14 protein-coding genes are annotated in these 18,227 nt (G+C 66.8%); 4 read left to right on the top strand and 10 right to left on the bottom strand.

Annotated features, from left to right (window positions below; genetic code table 11):
• The first annotated feature begins 51 nt into the window (after nucleotides 1–51).
• Together DCM80_RS16595 and rsmD are read left to right on the top strand one after the other, a co-directional pair.
• Nucleotides 52–2,139 carry a pseudouridine synthase gene (locus tag DCM80_RS16595; RefSeq protein WP_257192692.1) on the top strand — a complete coding sequence of 696 codons (2,088 nt, stop codon included), beginning with the start codon at nucleotides 52–54 and terminating at the stop codon, nucleotides 2,137–2,139.
• A 282-nt stretch (nucleotides 2,140–2,421) separates the two neighbouring features.
• Nucleotides 2,422–2,976, top strand: coding sequence for a 16S rRNA (guanine(966)-N(2))-methyltransferase RsmD (gene rsmD / locus DCM80_RS16600; protein WP_257192693.1), 555 nt, complete (start codon nucleotides 2,422–2,424; stop codon nucleotides 2,974–2,976).
• 120 nt (nucleotides 2,977–3,096) lie between these two features.
• Here rsmD and mutL read toward each other — a convergent pair whose 3' ends face one another.
• Nucleotides 3,097–4,911, bottom strand: a complete 1,815-nt coding sequence (mutL, locus tag DCM80_RS16605) for a DNA mismatch repair endonuclease MutL (protein WP_257192694.1) — start codon at nucleotides 4,909–4,911, stop codon at nucleotides 3,097–3,099.
• Nucleotides 4,912–5,227: 316 nt separating this feature from the next.
• Between mutL and DCM80_RS16610 the strand changes: the two genes are divergently transcribed.
• On the top strand, nucleotides 5,228–5,533 hold the full coding sequence (locus tag DCM80_RS16610; RefSeq protein WP_257192695.1) for a hypothetical protein: 306 nt from the start codon (nucleotides 5,228–5,230) through the stop codon (nucleotides 5,531–5,533).
• Nucleotides 5,534–5,709: 176 nt separating this feature from the next.
• Here the strand turns inward: DCM80_RS16610 and arfB are convergent, their stop codons facing one another.
• From arfB to DCM80_RS16645, 7 genes are all read right to left on the bottom strand, one after another.
• Nucleotides 5,710–6,126, bottom strand: a complete 417-nt coding sequence (gene arfB, locus DCM80_RS16615; protein WP_257192697.1) for an alternative ribosome rescue aminoacyl-tRNA hydrolase ArfB — start codon at nucleotides 6,124–6,126, stop codon at nucleotides 5,710–5,712.
• Between the two features lie 119 nt (nucleotides 6,127–6,245).
• Complete coding sequence (locus DCM80_RS16620; RefSeq protein WP_257192698.1) at nucleotides 6,246–7,613, bottom strand: pitrilysin family protein; 1,368 nt, start codon at nucleotides 7,611–7,613, stop codon at nucleotides 6,246–6,248.
• A complete protein-coding gene (locus DCM80_RS16625) occupies nucleotides 7,610–9,004 on the bottom strand; it encodes a pitrilysin family protein (protein ID WP_257192699.1) in 1,395 nt (464 codons plus the stop codon). The genes DCM80_RS16620 and DCM80_RS16625 overlap by 4 nt, the downstream gene beginning before the upstream one ends.
• 183 nt (nucleotides 9,005–9,187) lie before the next feature.
• The gene (locus DCM80_RS16630) at nucleotides 9,188–9,919 is read right to left on the bottom strand and encodes a hypothetical protein (RefSeq protein WP_257192700.1); all 732 of its coding nucleotides are present in this window, start codon (nucleotides 9,917–9,919) and stop codon (nucleotides 9,188–9,190) included.
• Between the two features lie 95 nt (nucleotides 9,920–10,014).
• The gene (gene lspA / locus DCM80_RS16635; RefSeq protein ID WP_257192701.1) at nucleotides 10,015–10,509 is read right to left on the bottom strand and encodes a signal peptidase II; all 495 of its coding nucleotides are present in this window, start codon (nucleotides 10,507–10,509) and stop codon (nucleotides 10,015–10,017) included.
• An 8-nt stretch (nucleotides 10,510–10,517) separates the two neighbouring features.
• Nucleotides 10,518–13,562, bottom strand: coding sequence for an isoleucine--tRNA ligase (ileS, locus tag DCM80_RS16640; protein ID WP_257192702.1), 3,045 nt, complete (start codon nucleotides 13,560–13,562; stop codon nucleotides 10,518–10,520).
• A gap of 206 nt (nucleotides 13,563–13,768) precedes the next feature.
• The gene (locus DCM80_RS16645) at nucleotides 13,769–14,740 is read right to left on the bottom strand and encodes a bifunctional riboflavin kinase/FAD synthetase (RefSeq protein WP_257192703.1); all 972 of its coding nucleotides are present in this window, start codon (nucleotides 14,738–14,740) and stop codon (nucleotides 13,769–13,771) included.
• 229 nt (nucleotides 14,741–14,969) lie between these two features.
• Here DCM80_RS16645 and DCM80_RS16650 point away from each other — a divergent pair, with 229 nt between their 5' ends.
• Nucleotides 14,970–15,365 carry a response regulator gene (locus DCM80_RS16650; RefSeq protein ID WP_008567674.1) on the top strand — a complete coding sequence of 132 codons (396 nt, stop codon included), beginning with the start codon at nucleotides 14,970–14,972 and terminating at the stop codon, nucleotides 15,363–15,365.
• Nucleotides 15,366–15,580: 215 nt separating this feature from the next.
• Here DCM80_RS16650 and DCM80_RS16655 read toward each other — a convergent pair whose 3' ends face one another.
• Together DCM80_RS16655 and DCM80_RS16660 are read right to left on the bottom strand one after the other, a co-directional pair.
• Nucleotides 15,581–16,435, bottom strand: a complete 855-nt coding sequence (locus tag DCM80_RS16655) for a TIGR01459 family HAD-type hydrolase (protein ID WP_257192704.1) — start codon at nucleotides 16,433–16,435, stop codon at nucleotides 15,581–15,583.
• A gap of 15 nt (nucleotides 16,436–16,450) precedes the next feature.
• Entirely contained in the window at nucleotides 16,451–17,992 is a 1,542-nt protein-coding gene (locus tag DCM80_RS16660) for an EAL domain-containing protein (protein WP_257192705.1), read from the bottom strand.
• Nucleotides 17,993–18,227 lie beyond the last annotated feature (235 nt).

An 18,227-nucleotide genomic window follows, 5' to 3' on the forward strand; every position in this document is an offset into this window, starting at 1 on the left:
CGGAACGAGCGCGCGCAATGCTCATCGCGCTACCCCCAAGTGAGATCATTCATGCCTCGCGACAGCGACAAAGACAACGATTCCCGCGGCCGGCGAGGCCCGCCCAAAGGCGGCCGCAGCGGCAAGGCGCGCGGCCCCGAGAAGAAGTTCGCCAAGCGCGGCTTCGAGGGCAAGAAAGAGGGAAGGAGCGAGGGGAGGGGCGATCGCGACAGCCGTCCATTCCGTCGCCGCGAGGAGGGCGATGCCCCGCGCCGGGATTCGTCCGACCGTCCGCGCTTCAAGCGCGACGATCGCAGCGGCGAAGGCCGCGGCGAGCGCAGCTTCAAGCCGCGTGGCGACCGGCCGTTCGCCGATCGTGGAGCGCGCGATGGCGACAAGCGCTCCTTCAAGCCGCGCGGCGACCGCCCGCCCCAAGGCCGTGACGACCGTCCGCCGCGCAGCCGCGATCGCGACGAGTCGCGTCCCGCCGGCCGGTTCGGCGACAAGAAGTTCGGCGACAAGCGGCCATATTCGCCGCGCGGCGACCGCCCCGAGCGCAAGTTCGACGGCGAGCGCAAGTTTTCGCGCGATGGCGACCGTCCGCGCGATCGTGGCGAGCGCGGCGAGTCGAAGCCCTGGCAGAAGCGCGACGACCGTCCGCGCGGCGATCGGCCGCCGCGCAAGGATTTTGGCAAGGATTTTGGCAAGGGTTTTAGCAAGGGTCCGCGCAAGGATTTCGGCGGCCGTGACCGCAGCGACGACAAGCCCTGGCAGAAGCGCGACGAAAATCGCGAGGGCGGCCGCGGCGAGGATCGCCCGCGGTTCTCGCGCTCACGCGACGATCGCGCCTCGGGCGATCGCCCGTTCCGCGAGCGGCCCAAATTCGACCGGCCGCGCGAGGATCGTCCAAAGTTCGACCGCCCCCGCCGTGACGGCGATGGCGACCGCGGAGGGCGCGGTGGCGACCGGCCGAAATTCAATCGTCCGCGCGAGCGCTCGGAAGGCCGTTCCGATTGGCACGAGCATCCGCGCAGCGAAGGCCGTTTCGGCGATCGTCCGCGCCGTGAAAACGAGGACGACAGCAGGATCTTCGAGAAACGTCCCGCCTTCGGCGGCCGCGGTGCCTATCGTGAGCGCGATCGTGATGCCGACCGGCGGCCGCGCCGGGACGAAGCGCCGAAGCCGAAGAAGGCCGGCGAGCGCATCGCCAAGGTGCTGGCGCGCGCGGGCCTCGCCTCGCGCCGCGACGCCGAGGAGATGGTCACGCAGGGCCGCGTCACCGTCAATGGCCGCGTCATCAACTCGCCCGCGCTGGACATCACCAGGAACGACGTCGTCATGGTCGACGGCAAGCCGTTGCCGGAGCGCGAGCGCACGCGGCTGTTCCTCTATCACAAGCCGCGCGGACTGATGACCACGCATGACGATCCCGAGGGGCGTCCGACCGTGTTCGACAATCTGCCGGAAGGTCTGCCGCGGCTGATCAGCGTCGGCCGGCTCGATTTCAATACCGAGGGCCTCTTGCTGCTCACCAATGACGGCGGGCTCGCCCGCACGCTGGAGCTGCCCGATACCGGCTGGCTGCGCCGCTACCGCGTTCGCGCCCACGGCGACGTCACCCAGGCGCAGCTCGACGAGCTCAAGGGTGGCATCGAGATCGAGGGCGTCAAATACGGTCCGATCGAGGCGACGCTGGAGCGCGATCAGGGCGCCAATGTCTGGCTGGTGTTCGCGATCCGCGAAGGCAAGAACCGCGAGGTGCGCAACATCTGCGCCCATCTCGGCCTCGAGGTGAACCGGCTGATCCGCGTCTCCTATGGCCCGTTCCAACTCGGCGAGGTCCCGGAAGGCCAGGTCGAGGAGATCAAGTCGCGGGTGCTGCGCGAGCAGCTCGGCGACAAAGTGATCGAGAAGTCGGGGGCGCAGTTCGACGTGCCCGCGAAGCCGGCCGCGCGCGAGGACGATGCGCCGCGCGAGACGAAGCCCGCCAGCAAGCGCGCCGTGATCAACGACCGCAAGGGCCGCCGCGTGCTGGTGCAGCGCACCGGCAGCGAGGAGGCGCGCGAGCGCAACGAGGAACAGGCCAGCGGCTACGGCCCGCCGCGCCGTCCCAAGCGCGGCTATCACGGCAAGCGCGACCTGACGCCGCGGGAGGATTGAGGTGGAGTCCGCCGCGTCACTCGGCTCCGTCTCATTCCCTCCCCCCTTGTGGGCAGGGGAATCGCATTTGCTTTCACGGGGGCGGCCTGCGGGCTTGCTGCGCCTCTCCCGTTTGCGGGAGAGGCCGACGCGCTCGCAGAGCGCGGCGGGTGAGGGTTCTCGCCGCGCAGGTACATACTTGGCAAATTCTCAACAACCCCACCGCGGAGACACCCTCTCCCCAACCCTCCCCCGCAAGCGGGGGAGGGAGCTCACTGTTTGCGTGGTCAAGAGGGCAACGTAATGCGCGTCGTTGGCGGTCGCTTGAAGGGGCGCAATCTGGCCTCGCCGTCCTCGCGCGACATTCGCCCGACGGCGGACCGCTTGCGCGAGTCCGTGTTCAACATCCTCGTGCACGCCTATGGCGATCCGATTGCCGATGCGCGCGTGCTCGACCTGTTCGCCGGCACCGGGGCGCTCGGCATCGAAGCGGTCTCGCGCGGGGCGAAGTTCACGCTGTTCGTCGACAATGGCGCGGAAGCGCGGGCGCTGTTGCGCAACAATGTCGAGACGCTGGGCCTGGGTGGCGTCACCAAGGTCTATCGGCGCGACGCGACCGATCTGGGCCCCGCGCATCCCGTCGAGCCGTTCTCGCTGGTGTTCCTCGATCCGCCCTATGGCAAGGGCTTTGCGGAGAAGGCGCTGGCGTCCTTGCGCGATGGCGGCTGGCTGACGCCGGGCGCGCTGCTGGTGGTGGAGGAAGCCAAGGCCGCGCAGTTCGTGACGCCGGAGGGGTTTGAGGAATTGGAGCGGCGCGCGTATGACGACACGGAGTTCGTGTTTCTGCGGAAGCCGTAGTCGAGTTCTCGTAGGGTGGGCAAAGGCGCAACGCGCCGTGCCCACGATCTCTGCATGATTGAGACAGGTGGTGGGCACGCTTCGCTTTGCCCACCCTACGGCGGCTCGACTACGGCACCGTCACCTTCGCCCGAACAGCTTCTCCACGTCGCTCAGCTTCAGCTCGACATAGGTCGGCCGGCCGTGATTGCACTGGCCGGAGTTCGGGGTCGCCTCCATCTCGCGCAGCAAGGCATTCATCTCTTCCGGCCGCAGCCTTCGGCCGGCGCGCACCGAGCCGTGGCAGGCCATGGTCGCCGCGACGTGCATCAGGCGGCGCTCCAGCGGCAGCGCCTCGTCCCATTCGGCCATGTGCTCGGAGAGATCGCGCAACAGGCCGCCGGCATTGGTCTTGCCGAGCAGCGAGGGCGTCTCGCGCACCGCGACTGCGCCGGGGCCGAAGGATTCGATGGCGAGGCCGAACGAGGCGAGCTCCTCGCTGCGCTCCAGCAGGCGCTCGACCGTGGCCTCGTCCATCTCGACGATCTCGGGAATGAGCAGGATCTGCCGCTGCACGCCGTTCGTAGCCAGCGACGCCTTCAGCCGCTCATAGACGATGCGCTCATGTGCAGCGTGCTGGTCGACGATGATGAGGCCGTCGCGGGTTTGCGAGACGATATAGGTCTCGTGGATCTGCGTGCGCGCCGCGCCGAGCGGCCGGTCGACGAGGTCCGCCACCGGCTGCGTCTCGAACCGCACATCCGCGCTGGGTGCACCGACATCGAACGCGGCCTGCGCGCGCTCGGCGAAAGCGGGCGCCGCAGAGCCCTCGAACGGCGGCATCGGCGAGACAGGCGCAGCGGGCGAGGCGCGCCAGTCCCAGCTCGCGGGACGCTGCGGCGTGAAAGCGGGCCGGAACGCGGACAGGGCGCTCTCGCCGCTGTTGGCGGCGGTACGGCGTCCCTCGCGCGCCAGGGCCTCCTTCAATCCGTGCACGATCAGCGCGCGGACGAGGCCGGCATTGCGGAACCGCACCTCGGTCTTGGCCGGATGCACGTTGGCGTCGACCTCGCGCGGATCGAGCGTGACGAACAGCGCCAGCACCGGATGGCGGTCACGCGGCAGATAGTCGGAATAGGCCGCGCGCACCGCGCCGAGAATCAGCTTGTCCCGCACCGGACGGCCGTTGACGAAAAGATACTGCCCGAGTGCGTTGGCCTTGGTCAGCGCCGGTGCCGCCGCATAGCCGGCGACGACGATGCCCTCGCGCTCGGCATGCACCTCGATGGCGTGGCTGCGAAACTCCGCGCCCAGGATGTCGCCGAGCCGGGTCAGCCGTCCGGCCGCGCCGGGCAGCGCGGCGGCCCAGGTCACCGGCGCGCGCTCCTCGCCGGCCAGCGTGAAGGCGATATCGGGTCGCGCCATGGCGAGACGCCGCACCACCTCGCGGATCGCCTCGGCTTCGGTGCGGTCGGTCTTGAGGAATTTCAGCCGCGCCGGCGTCGCATAGAAGAGGTCGCCGACCTCGACGCGCGTGCCGTGCGCCAGCGCCGCCGGCATGATCTCGGACTTTTCGCCGCCTTCGACCGTCAGTGCCCAGGCATGCGGCTCGCTGGCGTGGCGCGTGGTGATGGAGAGCCGCGCGACAGAGCCGATCGAGGGCAGCGCCTCGCCGCGGAAGCCGAGGGTCCGAATCTGGAGCAGGTCCTCGTCGTCGAGCTTGGAGGTGGCATGGCGCTCGACCGCGAGCGCGAGATCTTTCGCGGTCATGCCGCCGCCGTCATCGGTGATGCCGATCCGCCGCCGCCCGCCGCCATCGGTGAAGACGTCGATCCGGCTCGCGCCGGCATCGATCGCGTTTTCGACCAGCTCCTTGACCACACTCGCGGGGCGCTCGACCACCTCGCCGGCGGCGATGCGGTTGACGATCTGCTCTGGAAGTTGGCGGACGGGCATGAGCTCACTCGGCGAATGTCCCAATCTAACGCCACCTCGCAACAAATGCATGGGGAAGGTTGCGCTTCCCACATACCAGATGTGGGAATCTTCAGCATTCAACGGTCGTTGACGAATGCGGCGCGGGCTCGCGCGTTGCCGCATATGAGGAGTGCAATTCCGCGAAACCGCCGCGAAATCCCTAAACCATCAACACACGATACGGCTTGGATGAGCACCGCGCCGTTCGCACGCTTGACGCGATGTCACGGTCCAATCCAGGCGAACGGCGCTGTGAACCATTGGACTGTCATCGCGGAAAATCCAGGAGAAATGGATGAAGTTGGTCAAGACCTCGATGATCGCATGCGCTCTGTCGGCCTTCATTGCGACGCCCGTTCTCGCGCAAAGCGCGCCCCCCACCGCCAAGCCGGGCGGCACCGTGCAAAGCAAACCCATGCAGGGCAGCACGATGGGTAGCGGCGACGAGGAGATGAATGCGCAGCCGGGCGCTGCGGGCGAGAAGACCGGCATGAAGACGACCAAGGGCACCCGAGGCACGGCCGGCACCACGGGCAGCGCGACGCACAAGGGGACGGCCGACGATGCCGCGACCGGCGCCGCCCCGTCCAAGCGGTACTGAGATCACGGCGGATCGTTCAGCTCTTCCGCTTGCGCATGCGGGAGAAGACGGCGCGGAGCGCCGGGTGAGGGCTTTCTCGGCGTCGGGATTGTCCCGTTGCGGAGACACCCTCTCCCCGACCCTCCCCCGCAAGCGGGGGAGGGAGTTCACTGCCGATGCCGATGCATCCTCGCGCTTTAATCGTCGAAGCTCCGGCCGCGTCCGGCCTTGATGTCGCTGCGGCGCTTCTTGCCTTCGAGACGGCGCTGCTTCGAGCCGAAGGTCGGCTTTGTCGCGCGCCGCGGCTTTGGCCGCACCATCGCCTCGCTGAGGATTTCGACCAGCCGGTCGATGGCATCCTGGCGGTTGCGCTCCTGGGTGCGGAAGCGCTGTGCGTGGATCACGATGACGCCGTCCTTGGTCATGCGCTGGCCGGCGATGCGGGCGAGGCGTAGCGCCGCATCCTCCGGCAAGGTCAGCTTGCGCGTGTCGAAACGCAGTTGGGCCGAGGTCGCGACCTTGTTGACGTTCTGCCCGCCCGGGCCGGAGGCGCGGACAAAGCCGATCTCGATGTCGTCCTCGTCGATGACGAGATCGCGGGATATCCGCAGCATGATGGCACCATTCGTGATGTCCGGACATATCGCGGACGTCTACGTTCGGCAATGGTGCTTTCTGGAAACGCAAAATGGCCGGGCGGGCCCGGCCATTTTGGGAAGGCAAGAGAGCAACGTCAGTTCGACTTCGTCGCCGGTGCCGCCGCCGGTTGCGCTGCGGCCTGCGGGGCACGGCCGACGACGACGGTCAGCAGGCCCTGGCCCCAGAGCCGCCGGGCGGCCGCCTTGGCGTGGTCCAGCGTCACGGCATCGACGATGGCGTTACGCTTCTCGATATAGTCGATCGGCAGCTTGTCCTGCTGGTACTGCAGCAGCGCTTGCGCCAGCTTGGAGGAGGTGTCGAGCGCCAGCATCTGCGAGCCCTTGAGGTAGGACTTGGCCTCGTCGAGCTCCTTCTGCGTCGGACCTTCCTCGGCGATCCGGCGCACTTCCTTCTCGATGGCATCGATGGTGTCGCCGGCGCGGTCGGCGCGCGTGCCGGTATTGCCGATGAAGATCGCCGAATGCTCCATCCAGAGCAGCGATTCGAACACCGAATAGGCGAGGCCTCGCTTCTCGCGGACCTCGCGATAGAGGCGCGAGGATAATCCGCCGCCGCCGAGGATGTGGTTGACGACATAGGCCGCCATGAAGTTGGGATCGCTGCGCTTCACCCCGGGCCCGCCGAAGGTGATCACGGTCTGCGGCACGTCGAGGGTGACGAAGGCGCGTTGCGGCGGCTTTGCGGCCTCGACGTCGGGGACCGGCGTCAGGTTGGCCTTGGCGGGCAGGGCGCCGAAGGTGTGATCGAGCAGCTTGCCGAGGGCCACCGGATCGACGTCGCCGACGACTGCGATCTTCAGCCCATCCCTGGCCAGCACGCGGCCGACATAGTCCTTCATGTCGGCGACCGTGATGGTCGGCACGCTGTCGAGGTTGCCGTTGGTCTGCCGGCCGTAGGGATGATCGCCGAAGGCGACCTCCAGGAATTTGCGGCTCGCCAGCGAGGTCGGGTTGGTGGTCTCGCGGCGCAGGCCCGAGATGACCTGGGAGCGGATGCGTTCGACGTCGGCGGGGTTGAAATGCGGCGAGGTCAGCGCGCCCCGCAAGAGATCGAAGGCCTCGTCCTTGTTGTCGCGCAGCATGCGCAGGCTGCCGCGGAAGGTGTCGCGGGTGGCATTGAAGGACAGCTCGATGGCGCGGCGGTCGAGCCGCTCGTGGAAGGTCTTGGAATCGAGATCGGCGGAGCCTTCATCGAGCAGGTCGCCGACCAGATTGGCGACGCCAGGCTTGTCCTTGGGATCCTGGGCCGAGCCGCCGGCAAAGGAATATTCCATGGCGATTAGCGGCACGGTCGCGTCCTGCACGAACCAGGCCTCGATGCCGCCGGGCGAGACCAGGCGCTGGATCTTCGCGGCAGCCAGCGACGGCGACACCGCAGCCAGCGCGAGCGCGGCGCCGGCGACGAACGAGACTGCAACGCGTCGAAGGAAGGGATAGGTCACGAACGCTTCTCCTCGCGCTTGGCAGCACTGGTGTCCTTGATCAGATAGCCCGTGACCGAGCGCTTCTTCTCGAGCCATTTCTGCGCGACGGCACGGACCTGCTCGGCGGTGACCGCGCGGATGCGGTCGGGCCAGCTCCTGATGTCCTCGATCGACAGGCCGGTGGTCAGCGCGCCGCCATACCAGCGTGCCAGCACTGCCTGGTTGTCCTGGGCGTAGATCGCTTCCGCGATGAGCTGGGTCTTCACGCGCTCCAGATCCTCGGCGCGGATCGGGTTCTGCGCCACGTTGGCGATGACGCCGTCGACCGCCTGCTCGATCTCTGCGAAGCTGACGCCGGCTTTCGGCGCGGCCGAGATCGCGAACTGGGTCGGGTCGAGCGCGATGCTGGAATAGCTGGCGTTGGCTGAGACCGCGAGCGGCTTGTCGACGACGAGGGCGCGGTAGAGATAGGAATTGCTGCCGCTGCCCATCAGCTGCGCCAGCACGTCGAGGGCCGCGCTTTCGCCGGCCGCAGCCGTGGTTGCCGAGGGCACGAGATAATAGCGCCGCATGTTCGGCTGCTCGACGCGCGGATCGGCCAGCGTCACGGTGCGCGGGGCAGCGGGCTCTGGCTCCTGCGGACGGACGCGCCGTGCCGGGATGGCAGGCTGCGCCGGGATCGAGCCGAAATTGCGCTCGACCAGCGGGCGGATTTCGGCGGCGTCGACGTCGCCGGCGATCACCAGGATCGCGTTGTTCGGCGCATAGAAGCGGCGGTAGAAGGCGAGCGCGTCCTCGCGATCGAGCTTCTCGATCTCCTGATGCCAGCCGATCACAGGCCGGCCGTAGGGATGATTGAGATAGAGCGCTGCCATGATCTGCTCGTTCAACCGCGCGTCGGGATTGTTGGCGACGCGCATGTTGTACTCTTCGAGCACGACATCGCGCTCGGGCAGCACGTTCTCGTCCTTGAGGATCAGGCCGGTCATGCGGTCGGCCTCAAACTCCATCATGGTCGGCAGCTGCTCTTTCGGCACACGCTGGTAGTAATTGGTGTAGTCGACCGAGGTCGAGGCGTTCTCGTTGCCGCCGACGCGGAGCACGGTCTGGGAGAACTCGCCGGCGGGATGCTTCGAGGTGCCCTTGAACATCAGGTGCTCGAGGAAATGCGCGAGCCCGGATTTTCCCGGCGTCTCGTCGGCCGAGCCGACCTTGTACCAGATCATCTCCGTGACCACGGGCGTGCGGTGATCCGGGATCACCACGACCTGCATGCCGTTGTTGAGCGTGAAGCTGGCGGGCGGGGCCGATGTGACCGTGGTCTGGGCGAGGGCCGCACCTGATGTCAGGACAGGGGTGGACAGCAGCGCGGCAAGGAGGCAGGCAGCCGATCGGTAAGAGGGCATCATGATCCTTTTGGAACGCCGAGGTCCGGATCGCCGGCTCGGAGGCACCGCATGCTACACCGTGCGGCTGAGGCTTCGCGTCACGAAGCAGAGAACGCCATCAACGCGGGAGCAGCCAAGCCGAAGCCATGCCAATGGCCGGCAGCCAGCTCCACGGCCCAAAATGTCCGGGCCTGGACAGGAGTGCTATTGCACCTTCTCCTTGCCGGACAGGATGTCGAAATAGGTTCGCTTCGAGTTGTCCGGCCCGGAGCCGTAGGCGTAGTTCGGCGAGGGCGTCTGGTATCCCGGCGGCGGCTCCACCAGCGATTGGCGCGGCGGCTCCGACGTAAACTGCTTCGACTCGGGCTCGTTGCCCTTGAACAATTTGAACAGTCCACCGGTGTATCCGAGCTGGGCGGGGCTGAGAGTCGGATTGGCGGTGTTGGTGCCCGGCTGAACCGGATCATTGCTGGTCTTTCCGGCGGCGGCCGTCTTGTGGGCGTTCATCTCGGCGGGCGAGAGCGGCCGGGCATTCTTCAGATACTCCGCTGCCTTGTCCCCGCCCCCCTTCTTCCGCGCGGCAATGGCGTCCTTGCGACGCTTCTCGTCGGGGTCCTTCGGCCAGTTCGGCGCAACCGCGGCCTCCGCCGCGGCCGGCGGCGGCAGGTCGAGCTTGGGCGGCACGACCAGCGGCGAACGCTCACGGTATTCGATGCCGGGCTTCTCCATGCTCTTGGCGCCAAGGCCGGACATCAGATTGTCGATGAGCTTCTCTTCGAAGGTCATGTCGTCGTCCTCGTCGTCATCACCAGCGCGGGCGGCGCCGGTCGACATGACGAGGCCAATGCCGAGCGCGACAGCGGACAATTTCAAAGCCCGCCAGACCCCCCATTGGGAGTCTCGAACCATTGAACCGCTGGTCTTCGAGCTGCGCATTACGATACCTGTTCCATATTGTGGCAGATCGCCGCTCAAACGCGGCCAGTCCCTCGCAAAACCGGGTTCCGCCTGCCGGTCCGTATCGGCCGGGATCAGGGCGCTTTTGCGGCGGGTACCCCCAGGAAGGAATCATACAATAGCGCCGCCACCCCAGCAACGATCGCCACGTCCGCGAGGTTAAACACGTACCAATTATAGGTATTTCCGCCGATCTCGATGTGGAACAGCGCGAAATCGACCACCGCGCCATGGATCAGGCGGTCGATGCCGTTGCCGATGGCGCCACCGATGATCAGGCCCAGCGCAACCGTGACAAGCCTGGTGTGCGAGCGGGCCATCCAGATCGCCAAGGCGACCACGGCGAGCGCCTTGACCGCCATCAGCGCGAGCTGCGCCGCCTGGCTGTCGTGCTGCAGCCAGCCGAAGCTGATGCCGATATTCCAGGCCAGCACCAGGTCGAAGAACGGCGTCACCCTGACGACGCCGCGCCGGGCGAGGTCGAAGACGTTCAGCAGCCAGAGCTTCGAGGCCTGGTCGGCCACCAGCGTGACGATTGCCGCGAGGATGCCGGCGCCAAGCGGGGTCATGCGGGGAATCAGACCGCCACCCCCAACGCCTTCCATTCGCGCAGCGCCTTGGCGTCGCGCGGGGTGACGTCGGGGTACTCAGGATCGTCGCCGACAAACTGCGAGATCTTCCAGGATCGGGCGCATTTGGTGCCGACCGCCTTCTCCACCACCACCGCGACGCCGGGCACCGCATCGAGGCGGAACGCAGCGGCCGGCGCCTCGCCCTCACGCACCTCGTAATTCGAGGTGATGCAGACTTCGGCCAGATCGATGTCGAACAATTTCGCCAGCATGTCGCGGTCGGCGACATGGATCACCGGCGAGGCCTCCAGCGAGGAGCCGATGTTCTTGGCGGCGCGTTCGAGCTCGAGCGCGCCGGTGACGACGCGGCGAACGTTGCGGATCGTCTCCCACTTCGCGGCGAGCCTGTCGTCGCGCAAGCCTTCGAGATCGGTCGGGAACAGCGTCAGATGCACCGACGGCTCGGCGCCGGGGCGGTACATGCGCCAGGCTTCCTCCGCGGTGAAGCTGAGGATCGGCGCCAGCCATTTCAGCACCGAGGTGCACAACAGGTCGATCGTCGTGAGCGCCGCCTTGCGGGTCAGGGAGGACGGCGGATCGCAATACAGCGTGTCCTTGCGGATGTCGAAATAGAACGCCGAGAGCTCGCTGTTGAGGAAGGCGGAGAGGGTTGCGACCACGGTCTTGTAGTCGAACTCCCGATAGGCCTTGTCGATGGCGGCGGCGCGCACCGCCAGCTCGTGCAGCATCAGCCGCTCGAGCTCCGGCATCTCGGCGGGCGCGACCGCCTCGGCCGGCTTGTAATGATGCAGCGTGCCGAGCATCCAGCGCACCGTGTTGCGCAGCTTGCGATAGGTCTCGACCGTGTTCTTCAGAATCTCGGGACCGATGCGCTGGTCGTCGGTGTAGTCGCAGGACGCGACCCAGAGCCGGAGGATGTCGGCGCCGGATTCCTTGATGACGGCCTGCGGCTCGATGGTGTTGCCGAGCGACTTCGACATCTTGCGGCCGTCCTCGGCCTGAGTGAAGCCGTGGGTCAGCACGATGTCGTAAGGCGCGCGGCCGCGCGTGCCGCAGCTCTCCAGCAGCGACGAGTGGAACCAGCCGCGATGCTGGTCCGAGCCTTCCAGATACATCACCGTGTCGGCGCCGCCGTCGACCTTGCGCTTGATGCCGGCGAGCCCGGGAAACTGCTCGGGGTCTTCCAGCACGAAAGCGTGGGTCGAGCCGGAATCGAACCAGACGTCGAGAATGTCGTCGACCTTCTGCCAATCCTCGCTCGCGCGCTCCCCGAGGAAGCGCTCGCGCGCGCCTGTCGCGTACCAGGCGTCGGCGCCTTCTTTCTCGAACGCCTCGCCGATGCGGGTGTTGACCGCCTCGTCCTGTAGGATCTCGGCGGAGCCGTCGCCCTTCTCGCGCACGAATACGGCGATCGGCACGCCCCAGGCGCGCTGGCGCGAGATCACCCAGTCGGGCCGCGCCTCGATCATGCCGTTGATGCGGTTCTCGCCCGAGGGCGGCACCCATTGCGTCACAGAGATCGCGTGCAGCGCGCGGGCGCGCAGCGTGTCGCCGCTCTTGGTCTTGCCATTTGCCGCGACGTCCATAGCGCCGGGCTTGCCCGGCGCGTCCACGACAGGCTTGTCCATCGCGATGAACCATTGCGGCGTGTTGCGGAAGATCACCGGCTTCTTGGAGCGCCAGGAATGCGGATATTGATGCTTCAGCCGGCCGCGCGCGATCAGCATGCCTTTCTCGACCAGCGCCTTGATCACGGCCTCGTTGGCGTCGCCCTTCTCGCCCTTGTCCGTGATGACGCGCTTGCCGGTAAATCCGGGCGCATGATCGGTGTAGGCGCCGTTCTCGTCGACGGTGTAAGGGATGGCGGTGTTGATGCCGCGCGCATCGAGATCGCGTGCATGCGCCATCCAGACATCGAAGTCCTCGCGGCCGTGGCCAGGCGCCGTGTGCACGAAGCCGGTGCCGGTGTCGTCGGTGACGTGGTCGCCGGGCAATAGCGGCACGATGAAGTCGTAGCCGCCGCCAACGCCCTTCAGTGGATGGGCGCATTCGATCGCGTCCATGGTGTCGCCGGGGACGTCGCGGAGCTTCTCGTAGGCGGTCACGCGCGCCTGCTTGAAGACCTCTTCAGCGAGCGCGTCGGCGAGGATCAGGAGATCGCCGGTCTTGGTCCAATTGTCGGCGGGCGCGTCCGTCACCTTGTAAAGGCCGTAGGCGATCTTCGGCGAGAACGAGATGGCGCGGTTGCCGGGCAGGGTCCACGGCGTCGTGGTCCAGATCACGACGCTCGCGGAGGCGAGCGCGCCATGCGCGGGCGAGGTCACCGGGAATTTCACCCATACTGTATCGGAGGTGTGGTCCTCGTACTCGACCTCGGCCTCGGCCAGCGCCGTCTTCTCGACCACGCTCCACATCACCGGCTTGGAGCCGCGATAGAGCGTGCCGTTGGCGGCGAACTTCATCAGCTCGCGCGCGATCTGGGCTTCGGCCGGGAAGCTCATGGTGGCGTAGGGATGATCCCAGTCGCCGATGACGCCGAGGCGCTTGAACTCCTCGCGCTGCACGCCGAGCCAGTGCGTGGCATAGGCGCGGCACTCCCGGCGGAAGTCGATCATCGCGGCGGAGTCGCGGAAGTCGGGCTTCTGCTTGCCCTTCTTGCGATAATGCTCCTCCTCGACCTTCCACTCGATCGGCAGGCCGTGGCAGTCCCAGCCCGGCACGTAATTGGAATCGAAGCCGAGCATCTGCTGGCTCTTGGTGACGAGATCCTTGAGGATCTTGTTCAGCGCCGTGCCGATATGGATGTTGCCGTTGGCGTAGGGCGGGCCGTCATGCAGCACGAACTTGGCGCGGCCGCGGGCGCTCTCGCGCAGCTTCTCGTAGAGGCCGATCTCGTACCAGCGCTTGAGGATCTCCGGCTCGCGCTGCGGCAGGCCGGCGCGCATCGGGAATTCGGTCTGCGGCAGGAACAGGGTCTTCGAATAGTCTTTGGCTTCGGACTTTTGGGACTTTTGCGGCTTTTCGGACATGAGGCTGACTGGCTCGGAATGGCGCGGGAACGGATGGCGATGCGGAAATCGCGGGGGTGAAACGACCAAATCCCGGTCTTGCGCCGAGCCCGTGGGCTCAGGCGGAAGCCGGGCCGCTAATCCCTATGATGCGCCGCGCAAACATGGGCTCTCCATAGCAGGGGGCCAAAGGAAGCGCAAAGGTTCGGGAAGGCCGGATTCGGGGCTCAATCGACGGCGCCGAGCCGCGGAAACGCGTCCGGGGCGGCGGCCAGGATGGCGCGGGCGCGGGCGGAATCGTCGTCCATCTGCCGGATCAGGGCCTCGATGCCCTCGAACTTCAACTCCTCGCGGATGAAGCCGATGAAGGCGCAATCCAGCGCCTGCCCGTAGAGATCGCCCTTGAAGTCGAACAGGAATATCTCCAGCAGCGGGGCACCGTTGTCGAAGGTCGGGCGGCGGCCGAAGCTTGCCACCCCGTCCAGCCGCTCGGTGCCGCGGCCGACCCGGACCGCATAGATGCCGTGCTTCAGGCCGCAATTGGCATCGAGGCGGATGTTGGCGGTGGGATAGCCGAGATCGCGGCCGCGCTTCTCGCCGTGGATCACCTCGCCGGTGATGAACCAGGGTGCGCCCAGCATGGTTGTGGCCTCGTCGAGCTGGCCTTCGGCGAGGGCGATGCGGATCGCGCTGGAGGAGACCGGCCGCTCGTCGATATCGACATGCGGCTGCACGTCGACTTCGATGCCGAGCCGGGGCGCCTCGTTGACCAGCAGGCTCGGCGAGCCGACCCGTCCCTTGCCGAAATGGAAGTCGTAACCCACCGCGATGCCGCTGACGCCGAGCCGTCCGATTAGGTCTTGGTGAATGAAATCTTGCGCGCTGGTTCCGGCGCGTGCCTTGTCGAAGGTCATGACCACGGCGCCGGCAAGCCCGGTGCCGGCCAGAAGCCGCAGCTTGGCCGGTTCGTCCGTCAGGCGGAATTGCGGGGTGTTGGGGCTGAAGAACCGCCGCGGATGCGGCTCGAAGGTCAGTGCCAAAGCGGGGCGGCCATGGGTCCGGCCCATTTCCAGGGCGGCGGCGATCACGGCGCGGTGACCCAGATGAACCCCGTCGAAATTGCCCATGGCGACCACGGCGCCCCTTGGAATCGCGGAAACGGGCGTGGTGTCGCGGATAACGTTAAAATGCGGGGCCATCAGGGGAATTCTCGAACCGGCGGGACCGGCCGGGACCGTGGCGCGACCGGCCCGATGAAGTCAAGCGGCAGGGGGAGCGCCGAATCCCACGCAATTTCAGTTCTTTCGGGCCGCCCCCAATTAACGCGCTGTTTAACGCCTTGGTGCTAGTCCTTGCATCTGGAGCAGGCGGGCCCCGGCCCGGCAGGTCCGATCGTAATATTCCTGGGTATGCGTTGGGGGAGTCGAGATGGCGGTTGATTTGTCGATGCCGGTTCTGGTGGTGGATGACTACAGCACCATGATCCGCATCATCAGGAATCTGCTGAAGCAGCTTGGCTTCGAGAACATCGATGATGCCAGCGACGGTTCGGCAGCGCTGAACAAGATGCGCGGCAAGAAGTACGGGCTCGTGATCTCCGACTGGAACATGGAGCCGATGACGGGGTACGACCTCTTGCGCGAAGTGCGCGCGGATCCGAACCTCGCCACCACGCCGTTCATCATGATCACGGCGGAATCCAAGACCGAGAACGTGATCGCGGCCAAGAAGGCCGGCGTGAACAATTACATCGTCAAGCCGTTCAACGCGGCGACGCTGAAGACCAAGATCGAGGCGGTGTTCCCGGACATGGCAAGCGCGTAAGCGCGCACCTGACCGTAAAACAACCAGCCATAGATGTCGTCATGCCCGGCTTGTCCCGGGCATCCACGTTTTTGGATCTGCAAAGCAAGTCGTGGATGGCCGGGCCTTCGCCTCGCCGAAGCGGCTTCGGCCGCGCAGGCGGGTCAAGCCCGGCCATGACGCGTCCAGGGCTCAGCAATTGGTCTAAGCCCGCACCATTTGCGCGGACTTCGCCGTCACCACTTCAATTCGCGCATCAGCGCCTTCGGCGGGTGGCCGAACAATTCCAGCACCGATGCCGGGTCGAGCTGGTCGAGGCCCTCGAACTCCTCGGCATGGATGCCGCGGGTCACGAACAGGCAGTCGATGCCGAATTCGCGCGCGCCGGTTAAGTCGGTGCGGACGGAATCGCCGATCGCCAGCACCTTCTTCCGGTCGATTGGGTGGCCCTGGCGTTCACCGGCGAGCGCCATCGCGCGCTCGTAGATCGGACGGTGCGGCTTGCCGTAGAAGATCACCTCGCCGCCGAGCTCGCGATAGAGCTCCGCGATGGCGCCGGCGCAGTAGATCAGCCGGTCGCCGCGTTCCACCACGATGTCGGGATTGGCGCAGACCAGCGTCAGCTTGCGCTCGCGCGCCTTCAGCATCATGCCGCGATAGTCTTCCGCCGTCTCGGTCTCGTCGTCATAGAGCCCTGTGCAGACGATGTAGTCGGCCTCCTCCAGCGGCGCGGTCTTCGCGTCGAGGCCGCGGTAGATCGAATTGTCGCGTTCGGGCCCGAGCCAGAACATCTTGCGGCCGGGATGCTCGGCGACATAGAGCCGGGTCAGGTCGCCCGACGAGACGATCGCGTCGTAGGTCTCGTCGGCGACGCCGAGCTTGCGCAATTGCCGCTGCACGGAATCTGCCGGCCGCGGCGCGTTGGTGATCAGGATCACCGTACCGCCGTGGCTGCGATAAGTGTGCAGCGCCTCGCAGGCTTCAGGGAAGGATTCGAGGCCGTTGTGGACGACGCCCCAGATGTCGCTGAGAACGACCTCCACACCGCCCACGAGCTCGCGCAGGCTTTCGGCGAAATGCAGCGTGGTCATGATAGGTGCGGCCGATCAGATGCGGCGCGCCAGCGCCGCGTTGCCGGTGATGCGTTGTGCCGGAGCAGCGGCTGACGCCGCGCCAGATGTCGCGCCAGTTGTGGTACCTTGGCTGGGGGGAGCGGAGCCATTGGATCCTTGCGTGTCCTGCGCCTGGTTCGGCGCGGCCCCGCCGGTAGCAGATGCCCCTTCCGGCCGCAATGGTCGGGGCGGCGCGAACAGGAAGCCCTGGCCGAACCGCACGTCATAATCGAGCAGGTCCACGACCGCGCGCTCGCCCTCGATCCTTTCGGCGATCAGGTCGATGCCGAAGCGGCCGAGCAGGTCGGAGAGGTCGGAGGGATGGATGTCCGAGGTCGACGCCTGCCTGGGGTCGAGCAGCAGCGCGGCCGGCACCTTGATGAAGCGCACCCCGCGGTCGGCCAGCTCGCGCGGCTCGATGCGCAGGTCCGTGACGTGGTCCATCGAGAAGCGGAAGCCGCGCTGGGCGAGTGCGGCGAGATTCTCGGTCTCGGCCGTGCCAAGATTGCGGAACGTCGATTGCTTGAACTCCAGCACGAGCGAGGGCGCCAGTGCCCGGTTGGCTTCGAGGAAGTCGAGGCATTGTGCGAAGGTGGTGGAATTGCCGAGCGTGGACGCCGCGACGTTGCAGAACACGCCGACGTCCTTGTTGCGCACCATCAGGCGCCGCAGCACCTGCACACAGCGCAGCATCACCATGTTGTCGATGCGCCCGATCAGCCCCGAAGCCTCCGCGATGCTGATGAACTCCTCGGCTGCGATCAACTGGTCGCGTTCGTCGCGCAGGCGCGTCACCGCCTCGTAAAACCGCACCTTGCGCTGCGGCAGCGTCACCATCGGCTGCAGGAAGATGTCGATGCGGTTCTCGTCGATGGCATTGCGCAACGTCGCCAGCAATTGAGTCTGGTTGCGACCGGTGGCCGTCTGAACCGGGTTGGAGGTCGGGGTCTGGATCGCCGGCGCCGGCCGCGGCTGCGCCGAGGGAGGCGGAGGTGAAGGGGCTGCGGTGAGCGGGGGAGGGGCGGCCGGCCGCTCCTCGAACGGCGCAACCAGCTCGATCGACGCCTCCGGCTCGGACTTCAGCTTGGACCTGAGCTCGGACTTGGCGACCGGGGCGGGCGCCGCCGCGGCGCCGGCCAGCATGTCCTCATGAGCCGACACGGTGGTGGCGAGCTGTCTGACCAATCCGCCGAGCTCGTTGATCTCGCCGACCACCGACTGGATGCGGTCGGAGTTGGTCGAATTGGACGAGGCGATGCGTGCCTCGATCGCGGCCAGCCGGCGGCCGAACTCGGCCACCTGGCGGGCGAGGTCGGCGGTGCCGCGCGACAGATCGGTGATCTGGCCGCCGACGTCGCTGCGGTCACGCAGCCGCATCGACACGGCGTTGTAGAGGATCAGGAAGGTCAGCGCGGTGAGCGCCACGATCGCGGACTCGGTTCCGCTGATGCCGGCAACGGCGTAGAGCACAAGCCCGAGCGAGGCCGCGACCAGAACCATGCAGATGGCGATGAAAATCGTCGAAATGCGAATCATGCCGCGCGTTACGCCTCAAGAGCTGACTGCCTCACCCGGGAAAACACGGGTCGCGTTCGAACCCGTCGCGGCTCATGCTCCCCCAAGCAATGCATGACCCTAACATCATTGTTGATTCGAGGGGATAGTGACTGTCTGGCGGCCTGCATCAGGCTCGTCGCGGCTCCCATCAGCAAATCAAGGCGCTCTCAGCGCAAAATAACGCTGCTCTCAAGGCCAGCGGACCGCATGCGCC

The sequence above is a fragment of the Bradyrhizobium sp. WBOS08 genome, from assembly GCF_024585125.1.
GTDB lineage: Bacteria > Pseudomonadota > Alphaproteobacteria > Rhizobiales > Xanthobacteraceae > Bradyrhizobium > Bradyrhizobium japonicum_B.

Bases quoted from the DNA above. Each gene is read 5' to 3' on its own strand.
- rsmD (WP_257192693.1), top strand. From the start codon at position 2,422: ATGCGCGTCGTTGGCGGTCGCTTGAAGGGGCGCAATCTGGCCTCGCCG.
- lspA (WP_257192701.1), bottom strand. From the start codon at position 10,509: ATGACCCCGCTTGGCGCCGGCATCCTCGCGGCAATCGTCACGCTGGTG.
- DCM80_RS16650 (WP_008567674.1), top strand. From the start codon at position 14,970: ATGGCGGTTGATTTGTCGATGCCGGTTCTGGTGGTGGATGACTACAGC.
- DCM80_RS16630 (WP_257192700.1), bottom strand. From the start codon at position 9,919: ATGCGCAGCTCGAAGACCAGCGGTTCAATGGTTCGAGACTCCCAATGG.
- ileS (WP_257192702.1), bottom strand. From the start codon at position 13,562: ATGTCCGAAAAGCCGCAAAAGTCCCAAAAGTCCGAAGCCAAAGACTAT.
- mutL (WP_257192694.1), bottom strand. From the start codon at position 4,911: ATGCCCGTCCGCCAACTTCCAGAGCAGATCGTCAACCGCATCGCCGCC.
- DCM80_RS16655 (WP_257192704.1), bottom strand. From the start codon at position 16,435: ATGACCACGCTGCATTTCGCCGAAAGCCTGCGCGAGCTCGTGGGCGGT.
- DCM80_RS16645 (WP_257192703.1), bottom strand. From the start codon at position 14,740: ATGGCCCCGCATTTTAACGTTATCCGCGACACCACGCCCGTTTCCGCG.
- DCM80_RS16660 (WP_257192705.1), bottom strand. From the start codon at position 17,992: ATGATTCGCATTTCGACGATTTTCATCGCCATCTGCATGGTTCTGGTC.
- arfB (WP_257192697.1), bottom strand. From the start codon at position 6,126: ATGCTGCGGATATCCCGCGATCTCGTCATCGACGAGGACGACATCGAG.
- DCM80_RS16625 (WP_257192699.1), bottom strand. From the start codon at position 9,004: ATGATGCCCTCTTACCGATCGGCTGCCTGCCTCCTTGCCGCGCTGCTG.
- DCM80_RS16595 (WP_257192692.1), top strand. From the start codon at position 52: ATGCCTCGCGACAGCGACAAAGACAACGATTCCCGCGGCCGGCGAGGC.
- DCM80_RS16610 (WP_257192695.1), top strand. From the start codon at position 5,228: ATGAAGTTGGTCAAGACCTCGATGATCGCATGCGCTCTGTCGGCCTTC.